At 59.7% G+C, this 18,943-nt stretch carries 16 protein-coding genes and 1 tRNA gene; 1 reads left to right on the forward strand and 16 read right to left on the reverse strand.

The window, feature by feature from the left end; translation table 11 throughout:
* From ACMA5I_RS15645 to rpsL, 4 genes are all read right to left on the reverse strand, one after another.
* Positions 1 to 117: GTP-binding protein (locus ACMA5I_RS15645; protein ID WP_348292476.1), on the reverse strand; the 117-nt coding region annotated here is incomplete at its 3' end.
* A gap of 72 nt (positions 118 to 189) precedes the next feature.
* Positions 190 to 2,331 carry an elongation factor G gene (gene fusA / locus ACMA5I_RS15650; RefSeq protein ID WP_525887220.1) on the reverse strand — a complete coding sequence of 714 codons (2,142 nt, stop codon included), beginning with the start codon at positions 2,329 to 2,331 and terminating at the stop codon, positions 190 to 192.
* 26 nt (positions 2,332 to 2,357) lie between these two features.
* Positions 2,358 to 2,828 carry a 30S ribosomal protein S7 gene (gene rpsG, locus ACMA5I_RS15655; RefSeq protein ID WP_525887221.1) on the reverse strand — a complete coding sequence of 157 codons (471 nt, stop codon included), beginning with the start codon at positions 2,826 to 2,828 and terminating at the stop codon, positions 2,358 to 2,360.
* A 12-nt stretch (positions 2,829 to 2,840) separates the two neighbouring features.
* Positions 2,841 to 3,212 (reverse strand): 30S ribosomal protein S12, encoded by a 372-nt coding sequence (gene rpsL, locus ACMA5I_RS15660; RefSeq protein ID WP_525887222.1) that lies wholly within the window; start codon positions 3,210 to 3,212, stop codon positions 2,841 to 2,843.
* Positions 3,213 to 3,602: 390 nt separating this feature from the next.
* Between rpsL and ACMA5I_RS15665 the strand changes: the two genes are divergently transcribed.
* Positions 3,603 to 4,655, forward strand: a complete 1,053-nt coding sequence (locus ACMA5I_RS15665; protein ID WP_525887223.1) for a glycosyltransferase family 2 protein — start codon at positions 3,603 to 3,605, stop codon at positions 4,653 to 4,655.
* 71 nt (positions 4,656 to 4,726) lie between these two features.
* Here ACMA5I_RS15665 and rpoC read toward each other — a convergent pair whose 3' ends face one another.
* The 12 genes from rpoC to ACMA5I_RS15725 all read right to left on the reverse strand — a co-directional run.
* Entirely contained in the window at positions 4,727 to 8,923 is a 4,197-nt protein-coding gene (gene rpoC / locus ACMA5I_RS15670; RefSeq protein WP_525887224.1) for a DNA-directed RNA polymerase subunit beta', read from the reverse strand.
* A 44-nt stretch (positions 8,924 to 8,967) separates the two neighbouring features.
* Entirely contained in the window at positions 8,968 to 13,098 is a 4,131-nt protein-coding gene (gene rpoB, locus ACMA5I_RS15675) for a DNA-directed RNA polymerase subunit beta (RefSeq protein ID WP_525887225.1), read from the reverse strand.
* A 236-nt stretch (positions 13,099 to 13,334) separates the two neighbouring features.
* Positions 13,335 to 13,715, reverse strand: coding sequence for a 50S ribosomal protein L7/L12 (gene rplL / locus ACMA5I_RS15680; protein ID WP_525887226.1), 381 nt, complete (start codon positions 13,713 to 13,715; stop codon positions 13,335 to 13,337).
* 81 nt (positions 13,716 to 13,796) lie between these two features.
* Positions 13,797 to 14,312 carry a 50S ribosomal protein L10 gene (rplJ, locus tag ACMA5I_RS15685; RefSeq protein ID WP_525887227.1) on the reverse strand — a complete coding sequence of 172 codons (516 nt, stop codon included), beginning with the start codon at positions 14,310 to 14,312 and terminating at the stop codon, positions 13,797 to 13,799.
* Positions 14,313 to 14,541: 229 nt separating this feature from the next.
* Positions 14,542 to 15,240, reverse strand: a complete 699-nt coding sequence (gene rplA / locus ACMA5I_RS15690) for a 50S ribosomal protein L1 (RefSeq protein ID WP_525887228.1) — start codon at positions 15,238 to 15,240, stop codon at positions 14,542 to 14,544.
* Positions 15,241 to 15,243: 3 nt separating this feature from the next.
* Positions 15,244 to 15,672 carry a 50S ribosomal protein L11 gene (gene rplK, locus ACMA5I_RS15695; RefSeq protein WP_525887229.1) on the reverse strand — a complete coding sequence of 143 codons (429 nt, stop codon included), beginning with the start codon at positions 15,670 to 15,672 and terminating at the stop codon, positions 15,244 to 15,246.
* Between the two features lie 78 nt (positions 15,673 to 15,750).
* Positions 15,751 to 16,284, reverse strand: a complete 534-nt coding sequence (gene nusG / locus ACMA5I_RS15700) for a transcription termination/antitermination protein NusG (protein WP_525887230.1) — start codon at positions 16,282 to 16,284, stop codon at positions 15,751 to 15,753.
* 172 nt (positions 16,285 to 16,456) lie between these two features.
* Complete coding sequence (gene secE / locus ACMA5I_RS15705) at positions 16,457 to 16,654, reverse strand: preprotein translocase subunit SecE (protein ID WP_525887233.1); 198 nt, start codon at positions 16,652 to 16,654, stop codon at positions 16,457 to 16,459.
* A gap of 117 nt (positions 16,655 to 16,771) precedes the next feature.
* A tRNA-Trp gene (locus ACMA5I_RS15710) sits at positions 16,772 to 16,847 on the reverse strand.
* Positions 16,848 to 16,896: 49 nt separating this feature from the next.
* Positions 16,897 to 17,886 carry a zinc transporter ZntB gene (locus tag ACMA5I_RS15715; protein WP_525887231.1) on the reverse strand — a complete coding sequence of 330 codons (990 nt, stop codon included), beginning with the start codon at positions 17,884 to 17,886 and terminating at the stop codon, positions 16,897 to 16,899.
* Complete coding sequence (locus tag ACMA5I_RS15720; protein WP_525887232.1) at positions 17,879 to 18,700, reverse strand: alpha/beta fold hydrolase; 822 nt, start codon at positions 18,698 to 18,700, stop codon at positions 17,879 to 17,881. The genes ACMA5I_RS15715 and ACMA5I_RS15720 overlap by 8 nt, the downstream gene beginning before the upstream one ends.
* Positions 18,701 to 18,825: 125 nt before the next feature.
* On the reverse strand, positions 18,826 to 18,943 hold a 118-nt coding region (locus tag ACMA5I_RS15725), incomplete at its 5' end, for an EF-Tu C-terminal domain-related protein (protein WP_525887234.1).

Genomic DNA, 18,943 nt, shown 5'->3' on the forward strand with positions numbered 1-18,943 from the left:
GAAGTCACCGAAATACTTCGTGATCGCCGCCGTCAGCGTCGTCTTCCCGTGGTCAACGTGACCAATCGTGCCGATGTTCACATGCGGCTTATTACGCTCAAACTTTTCCTTCGCCATTGTAGGCCTCCATTCAGTGTAGGGCGTCTGCCCTGGGTTTCGGTGGGCGGCATCCCTGCCGCCCGAAATTCATCAGGCGTATTTCGCCACGATTTCGTCTGCGATCTGGTTCGGCACCGGCTCGTAGTGGTCGAACTGCATCGTGAACTGCGCGCGGCCCGAGGACATCGAACGCAGGTTGTTGATGTAGCCGAACATATTGGCCAGCGGCACGAAGGCGTTGATGACGATCGCGTTGCCGCGGGTGTCCTGACCCTGCACCATGCCGCGACGGCCGGTGAGATCGCCAATGATGTTACCCGTGTACTCATCCGGGGTCACAACTTCGACCTTCATGATCGGCTCAAGCAGCTTCGCACCAGCCTTGCGCAGACCTTCGCGCATTGCTGCACGGGCTGCGATTTCAAACGCCAGAACTGAGGAGTCGACATCGTGGTAAGCACCGTCGATCAGCGCCACTTTGAAATCGATCACCGGGAAGCCAGCAACCGGACCGGAGTCCATAACCGACTGAATCCCCTTCTCGACGCCCGGAATATATTCCTTGGGCACCGAACCACCGACGATCTTGCTCTCGAAGGAGTAGCCTTCGCCCGGCTCGGTCGGGGTGATGACCAGTTTGACGCGGCCGAACTGACCCGAACCACCCGACTGTTTCTTGTGGGTGTAGTCGATTTCAGCTTCGTGGCCGATGGTCTCACGGTAAGCCACCTGCGGCGCACCGATATTCGCCTCAACCTTGAACTCGCGCTTCAGACGATCGACGAGAATGTCGAGGTGAAGCTCGCCCATGCCCTTCATGATGGTCTGACCGGATTCGATGTCGGTCTCGACGCGGAAGGACGGATCCTCTGCCGCAAGACGCTGAAGGCCAGCGGACATCTTCTCCTGGTCGGCCTTGGTTTTCGGCTCAACCGCGATCTCGATCACCGGATCGGGGAAGGTCATGGTTTCCAGAACAACCTGCTTCTGCGGATCGCAAAGCGTGTCGCCCGTGGTGGTCTCTTTCAGACCGGCCAGCGCGATAATGTCGCCCGACCCCGCCCACTCGATTTCCTCACGGGAGTTCGAGTGCATCATCATCATACGGCCGATACGCTCGCGCTTGCCCTTGGTCGAGTTCTGCACGGTGTCGCCCTTGCTCACCTTGCCCGAATAGATGCGGGTAAAGGTCAGCGAGCCGACGAACGGGTCGTTCATGATTTTGAATGCAAGACCGGAGAACGGCTGATCGTCGCCCGGACGGCGCTCGATATTACGCTCTTCGCTCTCATCATCCGGCGAGAAGCCCATGTAAGGCGGAACGTCGAGCGGACCCGGCAGATAGTCGATCACAGCGTTGAGCATCGGCTGAACGCCTTTGTTCTTGAACGCAGACCCAGCGAGAACCGGAACGAAGCTCATCGACAGCGTGCCCTTGCGGATCAGGCTGCGCAGGGTCGCTTCATCAGGCTCGTTGCCTTCGAGGTAAGCTTCCATGGCGTCGTCATCCATCTCGACAGCGATCTCGATGAGTTCGCCGCGCATGGTTTCCGCCTTGTCCTTCAGCTCGTCACGGATGTCCTGAATGACCCAGCTCGCGCCGAGGTCTTCACTGGTCCAGACCCACTCTTTCATCGTCACGAGATCGACGATGCCTTCGAGCTGATCTTCTGCGCCGATCGGGAACTGGATCGGTGCCGGCGTTGCGCCGGTGCGGTCTTTGATCATCTGCACGCAGTTGTCGAAATCCGCGCCGATCTTGTCCATCTTGTTGACGAACACGATCCGCGGAACCTTGTAGCGGTCAGCCTGACGCCACACGGTTTCGGTCTGCGGCTCAACACCGGCGTTGGCGTCGAGAACGGCAACAGCGCCATCGAGAACGGCGAGCGAACGCTCCACCTCGATGGTGAAGTCAACGTGGCCGGGCGTGTCGATGATGTTGAAGCGGAATTTCGCTTCGTCCGGAGTGTCACCATAAATGCCGGTCGGGTTCTGACCGTCTTCGGTGCGGAACCAGAAGGTCGTCGTCGCAGCGGAGGTAATCGTGATACCACGCTCCTGCTCCTGCTCCATCCAGTCCATGGTCGCAGCGCCATCATGCACTTCGCCGATTTTGTGCGACTTACCGGTGTAATACAGGATACGCTCGGTTGTGGTCGTCTTACCGGCATCGATGTGCGCCATGATGCCGAAGTTACGGTAGCGCTCCAGAGAATATTCGCGGGCCATTGGAAGTGTCCTTGGGTCCTGAGGGTTTACCAGCGGAAGTGGCTGAACGCTTTGTTGGCGTCGGCCATCTTGTGGGTGTCTTCGCGTTTCTTGACGGCAGCGCCGCGGCCATTGACCGCATCGAGCAATTCACCAGCCAGACGCTCTTCCATCGTGTTTTCGTTGCGGCCACGCGATGCAGTGATCAGCCAGCGCAGAGCCAGCGCTTCACGACGCTCGGGACGCACTTCGACGGGCACCTGATAGGTCGCACCACCCACACGGCGGGAACGCACCTCAACCGACGGTTTGATGTTGTCGAGCGCTTCGTGGAACACTTCGACCGGCTCGCGCTTGAGCTTGTCTTCAACGCGGGTCATCGCGCCGTAAACGATGCTCTCGGCAGCGGATTTCTTGCCGTCATACATCAGGTTGTTCATGAATTTGGTCAGCACGCGATCGCCATATTTGGCGTCGGGCAGAATTTCGCGTTTCTCGGCGCGATGGCGACGGGACATATCTGTCTCTCCTTACTTCGGACGCTTGGCGCCGTATTTCGAACGACGCTGACGGCGGTCTTTCACGCCCTGCGTATCGAGAACGCCGCGCACGATGTGGTAACGCACACCCGGAAGGTCTTTCACACGGCCGCCACGGATCAGGACAACGGAGTGCTCCTGAAGGTTGTGGCTCTCGCCCGGAATGTAGGAAATGACCTCGTAGCCATTGGTCAGACGGACCTTGGCCACTTTCCGCATAGCGGAGTTCGGTTTCTTCGGTGTGGTCGTGTAGACGCGGGTGCACACGCCGCGCTTCTGCGGGCATTGCTCCAGGTGCATCGACTTCGACCGCTTGACTTTCGGCTGCCGCGGCTTGCGGATCAGCTGCTGGATCGTTGGCATTCGGTATAACCCCGTTAACCTATCTTCACTTCTCAAACGCATCCCGCCGCGTGCGGAATACAGCAAACACCGCGTGCGGCGCATTGCGCGCCGAAGCGGGAAATTCCAGAGGACTGAGGGACGCGCCCTGAGTCGTGACTCGCCATTTAAGGCTTTATTTTTTAGGCCCTCGCCCGGATGGCAGGGGTCTTGAACGCGCGGAACATAGGCCCGTCCCGCCTGAGTGTCAATGGCGGATTAAGGCGTTAACGCCAATCTCACAATGCTGTAGCGTGGAAAAGGACACATGCGCTCCGCAAGCAGATGCGCTAGGGTGCCCGCAATCGCGGTGGAGGGCATTTTCGTCCCTGCCGCGCTCCAAATGAGACGAATTGCAGGCCGCCCGATTCCATGACAGCAAAACTGACCTACACGACTGCCATCTGCACGCGCAACCGTCCAGATGCGCTCGCCCTGACCCTGCCCTATCATATCGCGGAGGCCCGCGCCCCTGAGCGGGTGGTGATCATCGACAGCTCCGATGATCCGAGCGAGGACATCGCCACCGTCGAGCGCCTCGCCAAAGACGCGCCGATGCCGGTCGAGCATATCACCTCGGAATCGGGTCTCGCCTATCAGCGCAATCTGATTCTGCCGCAACTGACGACCGATGTTGTGTTTTTCCCCGATGATGACAGCCTCATCGAACCGGGCGCCATGGAGGCCGTCATGCGGATCTATGAGCGCGATACCGAGAAACGGATCGCTGGGGTTGCGCCGCGCGAACTCTTTACGCCCATCGGTCCGCTCAAGAGCGAAGCAGATGAGGCCTATGAGAAAACCACATCGGACAAGATCAAGAACGCCATTGCCGCGCCGCGCTACAAGATTGAGAAAGCAGTGATCGGTGATCCGTTCGTCGAGGTCGCGAATATCAAATATGCCCGCCAACCCGCGCCGCCTGCCTGGCTCGATGACGCAGACGCGACGGTCGTCCCCTGGAACACCGGTTTCCGCATGAGTTTCAGAACCGAGTCGATCCGCCGTAAGGGTTTTCATGAACCCCTCGGCCGCTACGCGCTCTTTGAGGATATCGACGCGGGGTTCCAAACGCTCGACCAGCAGATTCTCGTGACGATTCAGAATGTGGGTATTTACCATCACAAAGCGCCCGCGCGACGTGCTAATGGTCGCGCTCTTGGGGCCATGCACATCCTCAATCGCGCCTATGTCTGCGCGCGCTCGGGCGAAGGTCAGAATCCGAAAGTGCGCAGCGCCATGAAGCGTTTCTCTCTCTATAAGCTCGCGCAATATGCGGTCGGCGCGCGCGGCGATTTTGGAAAAGAACGGCTTCAGGGTGCGCGTGCGGCGTCAAAAGTCGCCGGTAAGTTGCTGACGACACCGCAGGACCAACTCGAAGCTCGCTATCTGGAATTCCGTACGCAGATCTTCACGTCAGAATAGCCCGCCTCATATCCCAATAAAAAAGGGCCGCATCGCTGCGGCCCTTCTCGTATCTAAAAGCGGGAGCGGGCTTATTCGCCCTGCTCCTCCGCGGCGGCTTCGATCACCAGTTCCGCTTCGGCGATCTCGTCCTTGCGGGATTCGAGGATCGCGTTGTCGCGGTTCTGGGCCACCTTCTTGAGCTCGGTCGTCGCGCGGCCCGTCCCGGCGGGGATCAGGCGGCCCACGATGACGTTCTCCTTGAGGCCGACCAGCTTGTCGCGCTTGCCTTGCGTTGCCGCTTCGGTGAGCACGCGGGTCGTTTCCTGGAAGGACGCCGCCGAGATGAAGCTGCGGGTCTGCAGGCTCGCCTTGGTGATCCCCAAGAGAACCGGCGCGCCTTTCGCAGGCTCTTTGCCCGCCGCGATCGCCTTCTCGTTGACCTCGTCGAACTCGGAGCGGTCCACCTGCTCGCCTTTCAGGAGCGTCGTGCCGCCGGACTCGGAGATCTCGATCTTCTGCAGCATCTGGCGAACGATCACCTCGATGTGCTTGTCGTTGATCTTCACGCCCTGCAGACGATAGACGTCCTGCACCTCGTTAATGAGGTAATCGGCCAGCGCCTCGATCCCCATGATGGCAAGGATATCGTGCGGAGCGGGGTTGCCGTCCATGATATACTCACCCTGGCGGATGAAGTCGCCTTCCTGAACCGGAATATGCTTGCCCTTCGGCACCATATATTCGACCGGCTCCAGACCTTCCTCGGCAGGCTCGATGGCGATGCGGCGCTTGTTCTTGTAGTCCTTCCCAAAGCGCACATAACCGTCGATTTCGGCGATGATCGCGTGATCCTTCGGACGGCGCGCTTCGAAGAGTTCGGCCACACGCGGCAGACCGCCGGTGATGTCCTTCGTCTTCGCGCCTTCACGCGGGATACGCGCCAGCACGTCACCGGCCTTGATGTCCTGCCCGTCTTCAACCGACAGAATGGCATCGACCGACATCGGATGGGTTTCGGGGTTGCCGTTCTCCATCCGCACCGGCTCACCGGTTTCCGGATCCGCGATGATGATCTCCGGCTTGAGATCGGAACCCGAACGGCTGGAGCGCCAGTCGGACACGATCCGCTGCGAGATGCCCGTCGCATCGTCGGTCTCTTCGCGCACCGAAAGGCCCGACACGAGATCGACATATTTCACGCGGCCATCTTTCTCGGCGATGATCGGCAGGGTGTAGGGGTCCCATTCGAAGAGCTTGTCGCCCCGCTTGACCTCTTTGTCTTCCTCGACATGCAGAGCCGAACCGTAACCGACCTTGTGGGTCGCCCGTTCCACGCCATGCTCATCGACAATCCCAAGCTCCATGTTCCGGCCCATGACGATCTTGTCGCCCTGCGCATTGGTCAGGATATTGGCATTGCGGAAGGTGATCTTACCCTCCTGCGAGGCTTCCATGAAGGACTGCGAACCACCTTGCGCGATCCCGCCGATGTGGAAGGTCCGCATGGTCAACTGCGTGCCCGGCTCACCGATCGACTGCGCCGCGATGATCCCGACAGCCTCGCCCACATTCACTTTCGTGCCGCGTGCAAGGTCGCGCCCGTAACAGGCCGCACAGATGCCGTCATCCGCTTCACAGGTCAGCGGCGAACGGATCTTCACGTTCTGAACGCCAGCCTCTTCAATCGCTTCGGCCATCTTCTCGTCGAGAAGCGCGCCGCGCTTGAAGATCACCTCTTGGGTCGCCGGGTCGAGAACATCCTCGGCCACAGTGCGGCCCAGAATACGCTCGGAAAGCGACGCGACGACTTCACCATCATTGATGGCCGCGGTCGCGGTGATGGCTTCCTCGGTGCCGCAATCGTCCAGACGGACGATGCAGTCCTGCGCCACGTCCACGAGACGGCGGGTCAGGTAACCGGAGTTCGCGGTTTTCAGAGCGGTATCGGCCAGACCTTTACGGGCACCGTGGGTCGAGTTGAAGTATTCAAGAACGGTCAGACCTTCCTTGAAGTTCGACACGATCGGCGTCTCGATGATCTCACCCGACGGCTTGGCCATCAGGCCGCGCATCCCGCCAAGCTGCTTCATCTGCGCAGGGCTACCACGCGCCCCGGAGTGGGACATCATGTAAACCGAGTTCGGCTCCTGCTCCGCGCCGGCATCATCGACCTTGACCGAGGAAATCTCGGCCATCATCGCATCCGCCACCTTGTCGGAGCATTTCGACCAGGCATCGACCACCTTGTTATATTTCTCGCCCTGAGTGATCAGGCCGTCCATATATTGCTGCTCGAATTCCTTGACCTGCTCCTGCACGCCGTCAACGATCGTCCATTTCTCATCGGGGATGACCATGTCGTCCTTACCGAAGGAAATGCCCGCCTTGAACGCTTCGCGGAAACCCAGACCCATGATCTGGTCACAGAAGATCACCGACTCTTTCTGGCCGCAGTGACGGTAAACCGTGTCGATCACCTCACCGACCTCTTTCTTACGGAGGAGACGGTTCACGATATCGAACGGCGTTTTCTGGTTCAGCGGCAGAAGCTGACCCAGACGGACGCGGCCCGGCGTGGTGTCATACACACGCTCGACCACTTCGCCATCGTCATTGACGACCTTCATGCGGCATTTGATTTTGGAGTGCAGGTGGACGAGACCTTCCTGCAGCGCCAGTTCCACCTCGTCATAGCCGCCAAAGACCATGCCCTCGCCCTTCTCACCAGCACGCTCCAGCGTGATGTAGTAAAGGCCAAGAATCATATCCTGCGACGGAACGATGATCGGTTTCCCGTTCTGAGGGCTGAGGACGTTGTTCGTCGACATCATCAGAACACGCGCTTCAAGCTGGGCTTCCAGCGAGAGCGGCACGTGCACAGCCATCTGGTCGCCGTCAAAGTCCGCGTTGAACGCGGAGCAGACGAGCGGATGAAGCTGGATTGCTTTCCCTTCGATCAGAACCGGCTCGAACGCCTGAATCCCAAGACGGTGCAGCGTCGGCGCACGGTTCAGCAGAACCGGGTGCTCGCGGATCACCTCGTCGAGAATATCCCACACCTCGGGACGCTCTTTTTCGACGATCTTCTTGGCTTGCTTGACGGTGCCCGAGAGGCCCTTCGCTTCAAGGCGCGAATAGATGAACGGCTTAAACAGCTCGAGCGCCATTTTCTTCGGCAGGCCGCACTGGTGGAGCTTCAGCTCGGGGCCGGTCACGATGACCGAACGGCCCGAGAAGTCCACGCGCTTCCCGAGAAGGTTCTGACGGAAACGACCCTGTTTCCCTTTCAGCATATCCGAAAGCGACTTCAGCGGACGGCGGTTGGACCCGGTAATGGTCCGGCCACGGCGACCGTTATCGAAGAGCGCATCGACGGATTCCTGAAGCATCCGCTTCTCGTTCCGCACAATGATGTCCGGCGCGCGAAGCTCGATGAGCCGCTTGAGGCGGTTGTTCCGGTTGATCACACGGCGGTAGAGATCGTTGAGATCAGACGTCGCAAAGCGGCCCCCATCGAGCGGCACCAGCGGACGCAGCTCGGGCGGAATGACCGGGATCACCGTGAGGATCATCCACTCGGGACGGTTGCCCGACTCGATGAAATTCTCGATCAGCTTCAGACGCTTGATGATCTTCTTCGGCTTCAGCTCACCGGTCGCCTCTTCCAGGTCCAGACGCAGTTGCTCCGCTTCCGCTTCAAGATCAATCGCGGTCAGCATCTCGCGCACCGCTTCCGCGCCGATCCCGGCAGTGAAAGCATCGGCGCCATACTGGTCCTGCGCGTCGAGATACTCTTCCTCGGTCATCAGCTGACCATGGGTGAGTTCCGTCAGACCCGGCTCGATCACGACATACTGCTCAAAATAGAGGATCCGCTCCAGATCCCGCAGAGTCATGTCGAGCATCAGCCCGATCCGGCTCGGCAGGGATTTCAGGAACCAGATATGCGCGACCGGCGCGGCCAGTTCGATATGCGCCATGCGCTCACGGCGGACCTTTTGCAGCGTGACTTCCACACCGCATTTCTCGCAGGTCACACCGCGATATTTCATGCGCTTATACTTCCCGCATAAGCACTCATAGTCCTTGATCGGGCCGAAGATACGGGCACAGAAAAGGCCGTCCCGCTCCGGCTTGAAGGTGCGGTAGTTGATGGTTTCCGGCTTTTTCACTTCGCCGAAAGACCAGCTCAGAATACGCTCGGGGCTGGCCAGCGAGATTTTGATTTCATCAAAAGAACGCGGCGCCTGGACCGGAGCGAACGGGTTTGTAACTTCCTGATTCATAATACTTCCTCAGTCTTAGGTCATGTGAAGGGCTAAACCGCCCCTCACTCCGCTTCCGAATCCAGCAGCTCGACATTGAGGCCGAGCGAACGGATTTCCTTGACCAGAACGTTGAAGCTTTCCGGCACACCGGCCTCGAAATTGTCCTCGCCCTTGACGATAGCCTCGTAAACTTTCGTCCGGCCGGCGACGTCATCCGATTTGACGGTGAGCATCTCTTGCAGCGTGTAGGCCGCACCATAAGCCTCAAGGGCCCAGACCTCCATCTCACCGAAGCGCTGACCGCCGAACTGGGCCTTACCACCGAGCGGCTGCTGGGTGACGAGGCTGTAGGGGCCGGTGCTCCGTGCGTGGATCTTGTCGTCCACGAGGTGGTGCAGCTTGAGCAGGTATTTCACGCCAACGGTGACAGGACGTGCGAATTGCTCGCCGGTCCGGCCATCGAACAGCGTCGACTGACCCGAGACGTTGAAGCCCGCGCGTTCCAGCGCATCGTTCACATCCGCCTCTTTCGCCCCGTCAAAGACCGGGGTGGCAATCGGCACACCGCGCGTGACGTTCTTCGCCGCTTCGACCAGCTCGTCCTGATCCATTTCCCCGAAGGCCGAGGCGTAGACTTCCTCGCCGTAAGCCTTCTTGAGCGCATCATGAACCGCGTCGATCTTGCCCTGGTGGCGGAAGGCCTGCAGTGCTTCGTCGATGTCCTGACCGAGGCCGCGACCCGCCCAACCCATATGGGTTTCAAGGATCTGACCCACGTTCATCCGGCTGGGAACGCCGAGCGGGTTCAGCACAAAATCGACCGGGGTGCCGTCTGCGAGGAAGGGCATATCTTCCTCCGGAACCACTTTCGAGATCACACCCTTGTTCCCGTGACGACCGGCCATCTTGTCGCCCGGCTGAAGCTTGCGCTTCACCGCGACGAAGACTTTGACCATCTTCATCACACCCGGCGGCAGATCATCACCGCGGCGAACCTTCTCGACCTTGTCCTCAAAGCGGGCATTCAGCACTTTCTTCTGCGCATCATACTGCTTGTTGAGGGCTTCGACCTGTGCGGCATCTTCCTCGTCGCCGAGGGCAAGCTGCCACCACTGGCCGCGCGAAAGCGTGCCGAGCAGTTCCTCGTTGATCTCCGAGCCAGCTTTCACGCCTTTCGGGCCTTTCACAGCCGTCTTGCCGAGGATCAGCGATTTCAGACGCGCATAGATGTTGCGGTCGAGGATCGCGATCTCATCGTCACGGTCACGGGCAAGGCGTTCCACCTCGTCGCGCTCGATCTGAAGGGCACGCTCGTCTTTCTCGACGCCGTGGCGGTTGAACACACGCACTTCCACAACGGTCCCGAAATCACCGGGGCTCATGCGAAGCGAGGTGTCGCGCACGTCAGAGGCTTTCTCACCGAAGATGGCGCGGAGCAGTTTCTCCTCCGGCGTCATCGGGCTTTCCCCCTTCGGCGTGATCTTCCCGACGAGAATATCGCCCGGACCGCATTCCGCACCGATATAGACGATCCCGGCTTCGTCGAGATTGCGCAGCGCTTCCTCACCGACGTTTGGAATGTCGCGGGTGATCTCTTCCGGGCCCAGCTTCGTATCGCGGGCGGCCACTTCGAACTCTTCGATATGAATCGAGGTGAAGACATCGTCTTTCACGATCCGCTCGGAGATGAGGATCGAGTCCTCATAGTTGTAGCCATTCCACGGCATGAAGGCGACGATCACGTTCTTGCCGAGCGCCAGCTCACCAAGATCAGTCGACGGACCATCGGCCACCACTTCGCCAGCATGAACCCGGTCGCCCACTTTCACGAGGGGCTTCTGGGTGATGCAGGTCGACTGGTTCGAGCGCTGGAACTTGCGCAGACGGTAGATGTCCACGCCCGGATCGCCGGCTTCGAGACCATCGGTCGCACGGACCACGATCCGCAGGGCGTCCACCTGATCGACCACACCGCCGCGACGGGCCGTGATGGCCGCACCAGAGTCGCGCGCCACGATTTCTTCCATGCCGGTGCCAACGATCGGCGCCTCGGCCCGCAGAAGCGGAACCGCCTGACGCTGCATGTTCGAGCCCATCAGAGCACGGTTGGCGTCGTCATTCTCAAGGAACGGGATGAGCGCGGCGGCAACCGAAACCAGCTGCTTCGGCGACACATCCATCAGGTCGATCCGCTCCGGCGGGTTCATCGCGTGCTCACCGCCCTCACGGGACTGGATGAGATCGGCGGTAAACTTGCCTTCGTCGCTGAGCTCCGCATTGGCCTGCGCCACGGTGTGACGCATTTCCTCGGTCGCGGACATGTATTCGACCTCATCGGTCACTTTCCCGTCCACAACTTTGCGGTATGGCGTCTCGATGAAGCCATATTTGTTCACGCGCGCGAACGTCGCGAGGCTGTTGATCAGACCGATGTTCGGCCCTTCCGGCGTCTCAATCGGGCACATCCGGCCATAATGGGTCGGGTGCACGTCACGGACCTCAAAGCCCGCACGCTCACGGGTCAGACCGCCCGGCCCAAGAGCCGAGAGACGGCGCTTATGGGTGACTTCCGAAAGCGGGTTCGTCTGGTCCATGAACTGCGAGAGCTGCGAGGAACCGAAGAATTCACGCACAGCGGCGGCCGCCGGTTTCGCGTTGATCAGATCCTGCGGCATGGTCGTGTCGATCTCGACGGAGGACATCCGCTCCTTGATCGCCCGCTCCATACGCAGCAGACCCACGCGATACTGGTTTTCCATCAACTCGCCAACGGAGCGCACGCGGCGGTTGCCGAGGTGGTCGATATCGTCCACTTCGCCGTGACCATCGCGCAGCTCGACAAGCGCGCGGATCACCGCAACGATGTCTTCCTTGCGCAGAGTGCGCATGGTGTCGGGCGCATCGAGATTGAGGCGCATGTTCATTTTCACGCGGCCAACAGCCGAGAGATCATACCGCTCCGCATCGAAGAACAGCGAGTCAAAGAGCGCGGAGGCACCCTCAACGGTCGGCGGTTCACCGGGGCGCATGACGCGGTAGATATCGAGCAGCGCGGAATTGCGGTCGACATTCTTGTCCGACGCCATGGTGTGGCGAATGTAGGGACCAACATTCACACCGTCGATGTCGAGCACCGGGAAGTCCGTAATACCCTGATCGATCAGCTCTTTCAGCGTGCCGCCAACGAGGGTGTCTTCCTTGTCATATTCCGCGGTCAGCTCATCGCCAGCCTCGACCCAGATCTCGCCGGTCTTGGTGTTGATGATATCTTTCGCGATGAATTTGCCGATGATGTTGTCGAAGGGAACGAGGATTTCCTTTACCTCGCCCGAGTCGAGCAGCTGTTTCACCTGACGCGGGGTGACTTTCTTGCCCGCTTCGGCGATCACTTCGCCATTCTCGGCATTCACGATGTCATAGGCAGGACGGGTGCCACGGATCCGGTCCGGGAAGAACGGCGCCGCCCAGCCATCCTTGACCTTGCGCCATGTCACCGTGTCATAGAACGCATCCATGATGCCTTCCTGGTCGTAACCAAGGGCATACAGCAGCGTCGAGACCGGCAGTTTCCGGCGACGGTCGATCCGCGCGAACACGGTGTCTTTCGCGTCGAACTCGAAGTCGAGCCAAGAACCGCGATAGGGAATGATGCGGCTTGCGAACAGCAGCTTGCCCGAGGAATGGGTCTTGCCGCGGTCATGGTCGAAGAACACACCGGGGGAGCGGTGCATCTGGGACACGATCACCCGCTCGGTCCCGTTCACGATAAACGTGCCGTTCTTGGTCATGAGCGGCATGTCACCCATGAACACTTCCTGCTCTTTGATATCCTTGACCGATTTCGCACCGGTATCCGGGTCCACCTCGAACACGATCAGACGCAGCGTCACTTTGAGCGGCGCCGCATAGGTCATGTCACGTTGCTGACATTCCTCAACATCATATTTCGGCTCTTCCAGCTCGTATTTCACGAACTCCAGATAGGCCGTGTCATTGAAATCCTTGATCGGGAAAACCGACTGGAACACACCGCGCAGGCCTTCGCCGTCGAGATGTTCCACGCCTTCACCGGAATCGAGGAAAAGATCATAAGAATTTTTTTGAACCTCAATGAGGTTGGGCATATCCGCAACTTCGCGAATATGGCCATAAAAACGCCGAATACGTTTGTGACCGGAATGCGTCTGGGTCATGTGCCATCCTTTTTGCTCGCCAAACATACCGGGTGGGTGACCGGCATGCGGGCTGCATATGGGGGAGACGTCCTATACCTGCGGAAGGTCCCATGCTCCCGCGCCCGGATCGTCTGCCGCACCATCAAAGGATCTCGCCTCGAAATCAAGACCCTTGGAAAGTGCCGCGTCTTTGAACGGCGGTGCCGGGCCCTGCAAAATGCACGGCCCGGCCCCACTTTTAAAAGAAGTATAGCTTACTTCAGCTCGACTTTCGCGCCAGCTTCTTCCAGCTTCTTCTTCATTTCTTCGGCTTCTGCCTTGGCAACGCCTTCTTTCACAGCTTTGCCGCCAGCTTCGACCAGCTCTTTCGCTTCTTTCAGACCGAGGCCAGTGATGCCGCGGACTTCTTTGATGACGTTGATTTTCTTGTCACCAGCGTCAACGAGGATCACGTCGAACTCGTCTTTTTCCTCAGCAGCAGCAGCGTCGCCACCAGCAGCCGGGCCCGCCATCATGACAGCGCCGCCAGCAGCGGGCTCGATGCCGTACTCGTCTTTGAGGATGTTTTTCAGTTCGGCGGCTTCCATCAGGGTCAGACCGACGATCTCTTCAGCAAGTTTTTTCAGATCAGCCATTTTCGTGCTTTCCGTTCATTTAGTTTCTGTATCCGATGCTTTCAAGAAGCACATTTCCGGACACGATAATTGCAGTTTCGCTTATGCGGCTTCGCGTTCCTCAAGGGTCTTGAGGATACCCGCGATATCAGCCGCAGGCGCACCGATCGCAGAGGCAAGGTTGGAAGCGGGCGCACCCAGAGTGCCGGCGATCTGAGCGAGAAGCTCTTCGCGCGACGGCATGGCTGCGACAGCTTTAACACCTGCCGGATCCAGTTTCTCGCCACCCATAGCACCGCCGAGAACGACGAGCTTCTGGTTGTCCTTGGCATAGGCATCGACGACTTTCGCCGCCGTCACCGGGTCCTCGGAATAGGCAAGAACGGTTTGCCCGGTCAGCAGATCCGAGAGGCTTTCGACCTCGGTGCCTTCCAGGGCGATCTTGGCGAGCCGGTTCTTGGCGACACGAACCGAACCGCCAGCTTCGCGCATGCGAGTCCGGAAGTCGGTCATTTCTGCAACTGTCATGCCGGTGTAATGTGCAACGACGATCACACCAGAGTCCGTGAAGACTTGGCCGAGTTCACCGACCACTGCTTCTTTTTGGGCTCTATCCACAGTATTGCTCCAAGTTTTGGCGGGTTGCCCCGCCGGCTCATATTTGGCCCGGCTTGCGCCGGACCTTCGGGGTCCGAAGGGATCCCGCCAAGACGCCCGAGAGAGGCGAAAATGACGTTGTTCCCTGGCTCAGGCAGGAGATTAAGCCCCTAAGGGCACCCGCCGTCTCGGACAGTGGGGAAAGCGAACCTTCCCCGGAACACCCCCGCCTTGGCGGCGGGGGATCTCTTTATTCGCCGAGCACCGATGCGACGTCGAGCGTCACGCCCGGGCCCATCGTCGAGCTCAGCGAAATTTTTTTCATATAGGTGCCTTTGGCGCCGGTCGGCTTGGCACGGTTCACCGCGGTGATGAACGCTTTCACGTTCTCGGCCAACTTGCCTTCGTCGAACGACACTTTGCCAACGCCTGCGTGCACAACACCGGCTTTTTCGGCCTTGAACTGCACTTCGCCGCCTTTGGCCGCTTCGACAGCCGCTTTCACGTCCATCGTCACGGTGCCGACTTTCGGGTTCGGCATCAGGTTGCGCGGGCCAAGCACCTTACCCAGACGGCCGACGATCGGCATCATGTCCGGGGTTGCGATGCAGCGATCGAAATCGATCGTGCCGCCCTGCACGGTTTCCATAAGGTCTTCCGCGCCAACGATATCTGCGCCAGCCGCCTTGGCTTCTTCAGCCTTGTCGCCGCGTGCGAACACAGCCACACGGACCTCTTTGCCGGTGCCGTTCGGCAGCGCGCAGACGCCGCGGACCATCTGGTCTGCGTGACGCGGGTCAACGCCGAGATTCATCGCAATATCAACGGTCTCGTCGAACTTCGCTTTTGCATTGTCCTTGATCAGCTTGACCGCTTCTTCCACCGTCACGAGCTGCGCATCGCCAAAGGCTTCACGCGCTGCGGCTTTGTTTTTTGCCATCTTCGCCATGATTTAGCCTTTCACCTCAATGCCCATCGACCGTGCCGAGCCCATGATGATCTTCATCGCCTGCTCAACGTCATTTGCCGAAAGGTCAGCCATTTTCGCTTCTGCGATCTCGCGCACCTGCTTGCGGGTCACGGAGCCAGCTACGTCTTTCGACGGGGTTTTGGAGCCGGATTTCAGCTTGGCCGCTTTCTTCAGGTAATAAGACGCGGGCGGCGTCTTGATTTCCATCGTGAAAGACTTGTCCACATAGTAGGTAATGATCGTCGGGCAAGGTGCACCCGGCTCCATTTCCTGCGTGCGGGCGTTGAACGCCTTGGTGAATTCCATGATGTTGATGCCGCGCTGACCCAGAGCCGGGCCCACGGGCGGGGACGGATTTGCTTTACCTGCAGGCACCTGCAGTTTCAGTTGTCCGGCAACTTTTTTAGCCATGACAGTTCCTCTTTATCACCACCGCAAAAGCGGCGTTTGGTTTAGTGGTTCGGGTCGCCCCTCCCACGCGAGTGCGGCTCAGGCGGTTTTCGCCACCTGGCCGTATTCCAGATCGACCGGGGTCGCCCGGCCAAAGATCGAGACGGACACTTTCAGACGCTCGGCATCCGCATCCACTTCCTCGACCATGCCCGAGAAGCCTTCAAACGGCCCGTCGGTCACATTCACAGTCTCGCCAATGTCGAAGCTGATGGTCGACCGCGGACGCTCTGCGGTCTCACGCTCCTGATTCAGCATCGCCTCAACTTCGGCGTCCCGCATCGGAACCGGCTTGCCCTGCTGGCCAAGGAACCCGGTCACGCGGTTGGTTGAATTCACGAGGTGATAGGCGCGGTCCGTCATCTCCATCTGCACAAGCACATAGCCCGGCATGAAACGACGCTCTACGGTCACTTTCTTGCCGCGGCGCACCTCGATCACTTCTTCGGTGGGCACAACGACCTGAACGATTTCATCGGAAAGACCCTGCGTTTCCGCCGACTCGCGAATGGCTTCGGCGACCTTCTTCTCGAAGTTCGACAACACGCTGACCGAATACCATCTCAAAGCCATGGGGCCCGAATCCTCTCGTCAATTCAGGGTGTTGCCACCCATATCTCGACCCGCAAAACAGTCTCGGCGCGCGAATCGCGCGGGAAATCAAGCGGGTAATGAAGGGCGCTCTATACGCCCGATCCGGAAATCTGGCAAGGGGCCAGACACCAATTCTTCACCGTTCGGAAATTTAGCCCGCGAGGCCCAGGATTTGGCGCAGACCGAAGCCGATCCCCATATCGACGACGCTGAAGAACAGCGCCGCAATCGCCGCCATGATCAGCACCATGATCGTCGTGGTGATGGTCTCCCGGCGCGTCGGCCATACGATCTTGGCGATCTCAGCGCGGGTTTGCTGGATGAACTGCGCAGGCGTCGGGCGTTTCACCGCAGCCGCCTTCGCCGCAGCCGCTGCTGCAGGGGCTTGCGCCTGCTGCATGCCGCCGGATTGCGTCTTCTTGCGCGGTTTCGTGCTTCTCGCCATATCACTCCTCAACGGTCCGGGTGGCAGGGGCTGAGGGACTCGAACCCACGACCCTCGGTTTTGGAGACCGATGCTCTACCAACTGAGCTAAACCCCTATCGGACCCGTGCGCGGTGAAATAACCGCTCGCCCTGGCTTTGACAACCTCAAAACCATTTCAAACGACGAAAGATCGCGAAAATCGCCACCATGAGGATCACGAGACTGCCGGAGAAGAGCCAGAAGGCGTTGTCGTCATTCACGCCCGGCATCCCGCCGATATTGATGCCGAAGAGTCCCGTGAGAAAGCCGAGCGGCAAAAACACCGCCGAAATGATCGAGAGGACATAGAGATTGCGGTTGAGTTTCTCCGTCATCGCGCTCTCATGCTCGTCCTTGACCACCATCATCCGGTCGCGCACCCCGTCGAGATCCTCGACGAAACGGGTCAGCTCATCCGCTTCCTCGGTAATCCGGCGCTTTTGTTTCTTGGAAAACCACGCCAGCCCCGTCCCGGAAAGACGCGTCACCGCGTCGCGCTGCGGCGTCAGATGCCGGCGAAATTGCACCGCCTGAGAGCGCACATTCACCACATCGTCGCGGTCAAACTGCGACGGGTTTTCCAGCACCTGATCCTCCAGCCGGTCCGCTTCCTCACGGAGCGACAGAAGCGGCGCCTCCAGATCTTCGTTCAAATTGATGATCATGTCGGACAGGAACTGCGCCGCCTCCTGCGGCCCCTGCCCGGCTTCGATCTCCTGCGCGATCTTGTGAAGCGCCGCACTTTTGCGCCGCTCCACGCTGATGATTCGATGCGGGTCCACATAGAGGCGCACGGCGATCATGTCCTCCGGCTCCTCCGGGTCGCTGTCATTCACGCCCTTGAGGATCGCCATCAGCCCCTTGCCGACCTCGACAATCCGTGGCCGCGTCGATTCCGCCATCAGCGCCTCGATGACGAAATCCTCCAGATAGTCGATATGGTCTTTGAGCCACGGCTCGACGCCCTCGGCATTGGCATCGAGATGCACCCAGGCCAGCGCGTCATCGCGCAGCCGCGCCTCCAGCGCCGCGCGGTCCAGATGGTTGCCATGATCCGGGCCGCCAAGCGCGAGACTATAGAGACAGCCCGGCGGCGCGGCCTCCCCCTCAGCCACGGGCGAAATCGGCGATGTCTTTCGTCAACCGGTCGGCATGGGTCGCATAAAGCCCGTGAGGCGCGCCCTCATAGGCCGTGAGCGTCGCGCCTTCGACGAGCTTGACCGCCCGCTCCGCCGATACCGCCATCGGCACGACCTGATCCGCATCGCCATGGATAAAGAGCGTGGGCTTGTCGATGCCTTTCAGATCGTCCCGGAAATCCGTCTCCGCAAACGCCTTGGCGCAAGCGAGCGTCGCCAGCTTGCTCGCCTGATAAGCCAGCCCGCGCGTCCATTCGAGAACCCCGTCAGACACGCCGCCTGTGCCCTCGCCATTGCCGTAAAAGGTTGGCCCGAAATCGCGGAAATGCTGAAGCCGGTCTTTCTCTATGCTCGCGCCGATATCGGCGAATACATCGCCGGGCACGCCCTCCGGGTTGTCCTCGGTCTGGAGCAGAAACGGCGTCACCGCGCTGATGAAGATGCAGCGCGCGGCGCCATGCCCCTGATGCCGCGCCATATAGCGCGCCACCTCGCCGCCGCCCATGGAAAAGCCCGCCAGCGTAATATCCTTCAGCGACAGCGCGTCGATCACTGCGCGGGTGTCGTCGCTCATCGTGTCGTAATCATAGCCCCCGCCCGGCTTGTCCGAGCCGCCAAAGCCGCGCCGCGTATAGCTGACGACGCGAAACCCCTCCGCCACCAGCGCATTTTGCTGCCATTCCCACATCGCGCAAGAGAGTGGCCAGCCATGGATGAGCAGGATCACCGGCCCTTCACCCCAGTCCCGCACCTCAAGATTCACACCGTCTTTCGTCGTCACAAAGCTCATAGCATCCTCCTTGTTACGAAGAGGTTAGCGCAGCCAAACGCGCTTGGCTATCAGGCGAAATATAAAGCTTTGAAAACGAAAAAAGCCGCCCCGGAGGGCGGCTTTTCAAACCTATCGCGTCAAAATCACTCGATGATTTTGGAGACGACGCCGGCGCCGACGGTGCGGCCGCCTTCGCGGATGGCGAAGCGCAGGCCGTCTTCCATGGCGATCGGTGCGATCAGCTCAACCTCGAACTTCAGG

Origin of the sequence: Jujubicoccus corallicola, from assembly GCF_047345645.1 — a bacterium.
Taxonomy (GTDB): domain Bacteria; phylum Pseudomonadota; class Alphaproteobacteria; order Rhodobacterales; family Rhodobacteraceae; genus JBLEFH01.

What these genes read in the sequence shown, in the direction of transcription:
- fusA (WP_525887220.1), bottom strand. Translation starts at nt 2,331, where the DNA reads ATGGCCCGCGAATATTCTCTGGAGCGCTACCGTAACTTCGGCATCATG.
- rpsG (WP_525887221.1), bottom strand. Translation starts at nt 2,828, where the DNA reads ATGTCCCGTCGCCATCGCGCCGAGAAACGCGAAATTCTGCCCGACGCC.
- rpsL (WP_525887222.1), bottom strand. Translation starts at nt 3,212, where the DNA reads ATGCCAACGATCCAGCAGCTGATCCGCAAGCCGCGGCAGCCGAAAGTC.
- ACMA5I_RS15665 (WP_525887223.1), top strand. Translation starts at nt 3,603, where the DNA reads ATGACAGCAAAACTGACCTACACGACTGCCATCTGCACGCGCAACCGT.
- rpoC (WP_525887224.1), bottom strand. Translation starts at nt 8,923, where the DNA reads ATGAATCAGGAAGTTACAAACCCGTTCGCTCCGGTCCAGGCGCCGCGT.
- rpoB (WP_525887225.1), bottom strand. Translation starts at nt 13,098, where the DNA reads ATGACCCAGACGCATTCCGGTCACAAACGTATTCGGCGTTTTTATGGC.
- rplL (WP_525887226.1), bottom strand. Translation starts at nt 13,715, where the DNA reads ATGGCTGATCTGAAAAAACTTGCTGAAGAGATCGTCGGTCTGACCCTG.
- rplA (WP_525887228.1), bottom strand. Translation starts at nt 15,240, where the DNA reads ATGGCGAAGATGGCAAAAAACAAAGCCGCAGCGCGTGAAGCCTTTGGC.
- rplK (WP_525887229.1), bottom strand. Translation starts at nt 15,672, where the DNA reads ATGGCTAAAAAAGTTGCCGGACAACTGAAACTGCAGGTGCCTGCAGGT.
- nusG (WP_525887230.1), bottom strand. Translation starts at nt 16,284, where the DNA reads ATGGCTTTGAGATGGTATTCGGTCAGCGTGTTGTCGAACTTCGAGAAG.
- ACMA5I_RS15720 (WP_525887232.1), bottom strand. Translation starts at nt 18,700, where the DNA reads ATGAGCTTTGTGACGACGAAAGACGGTGTGAATCTTGAGGTGCGGGAC.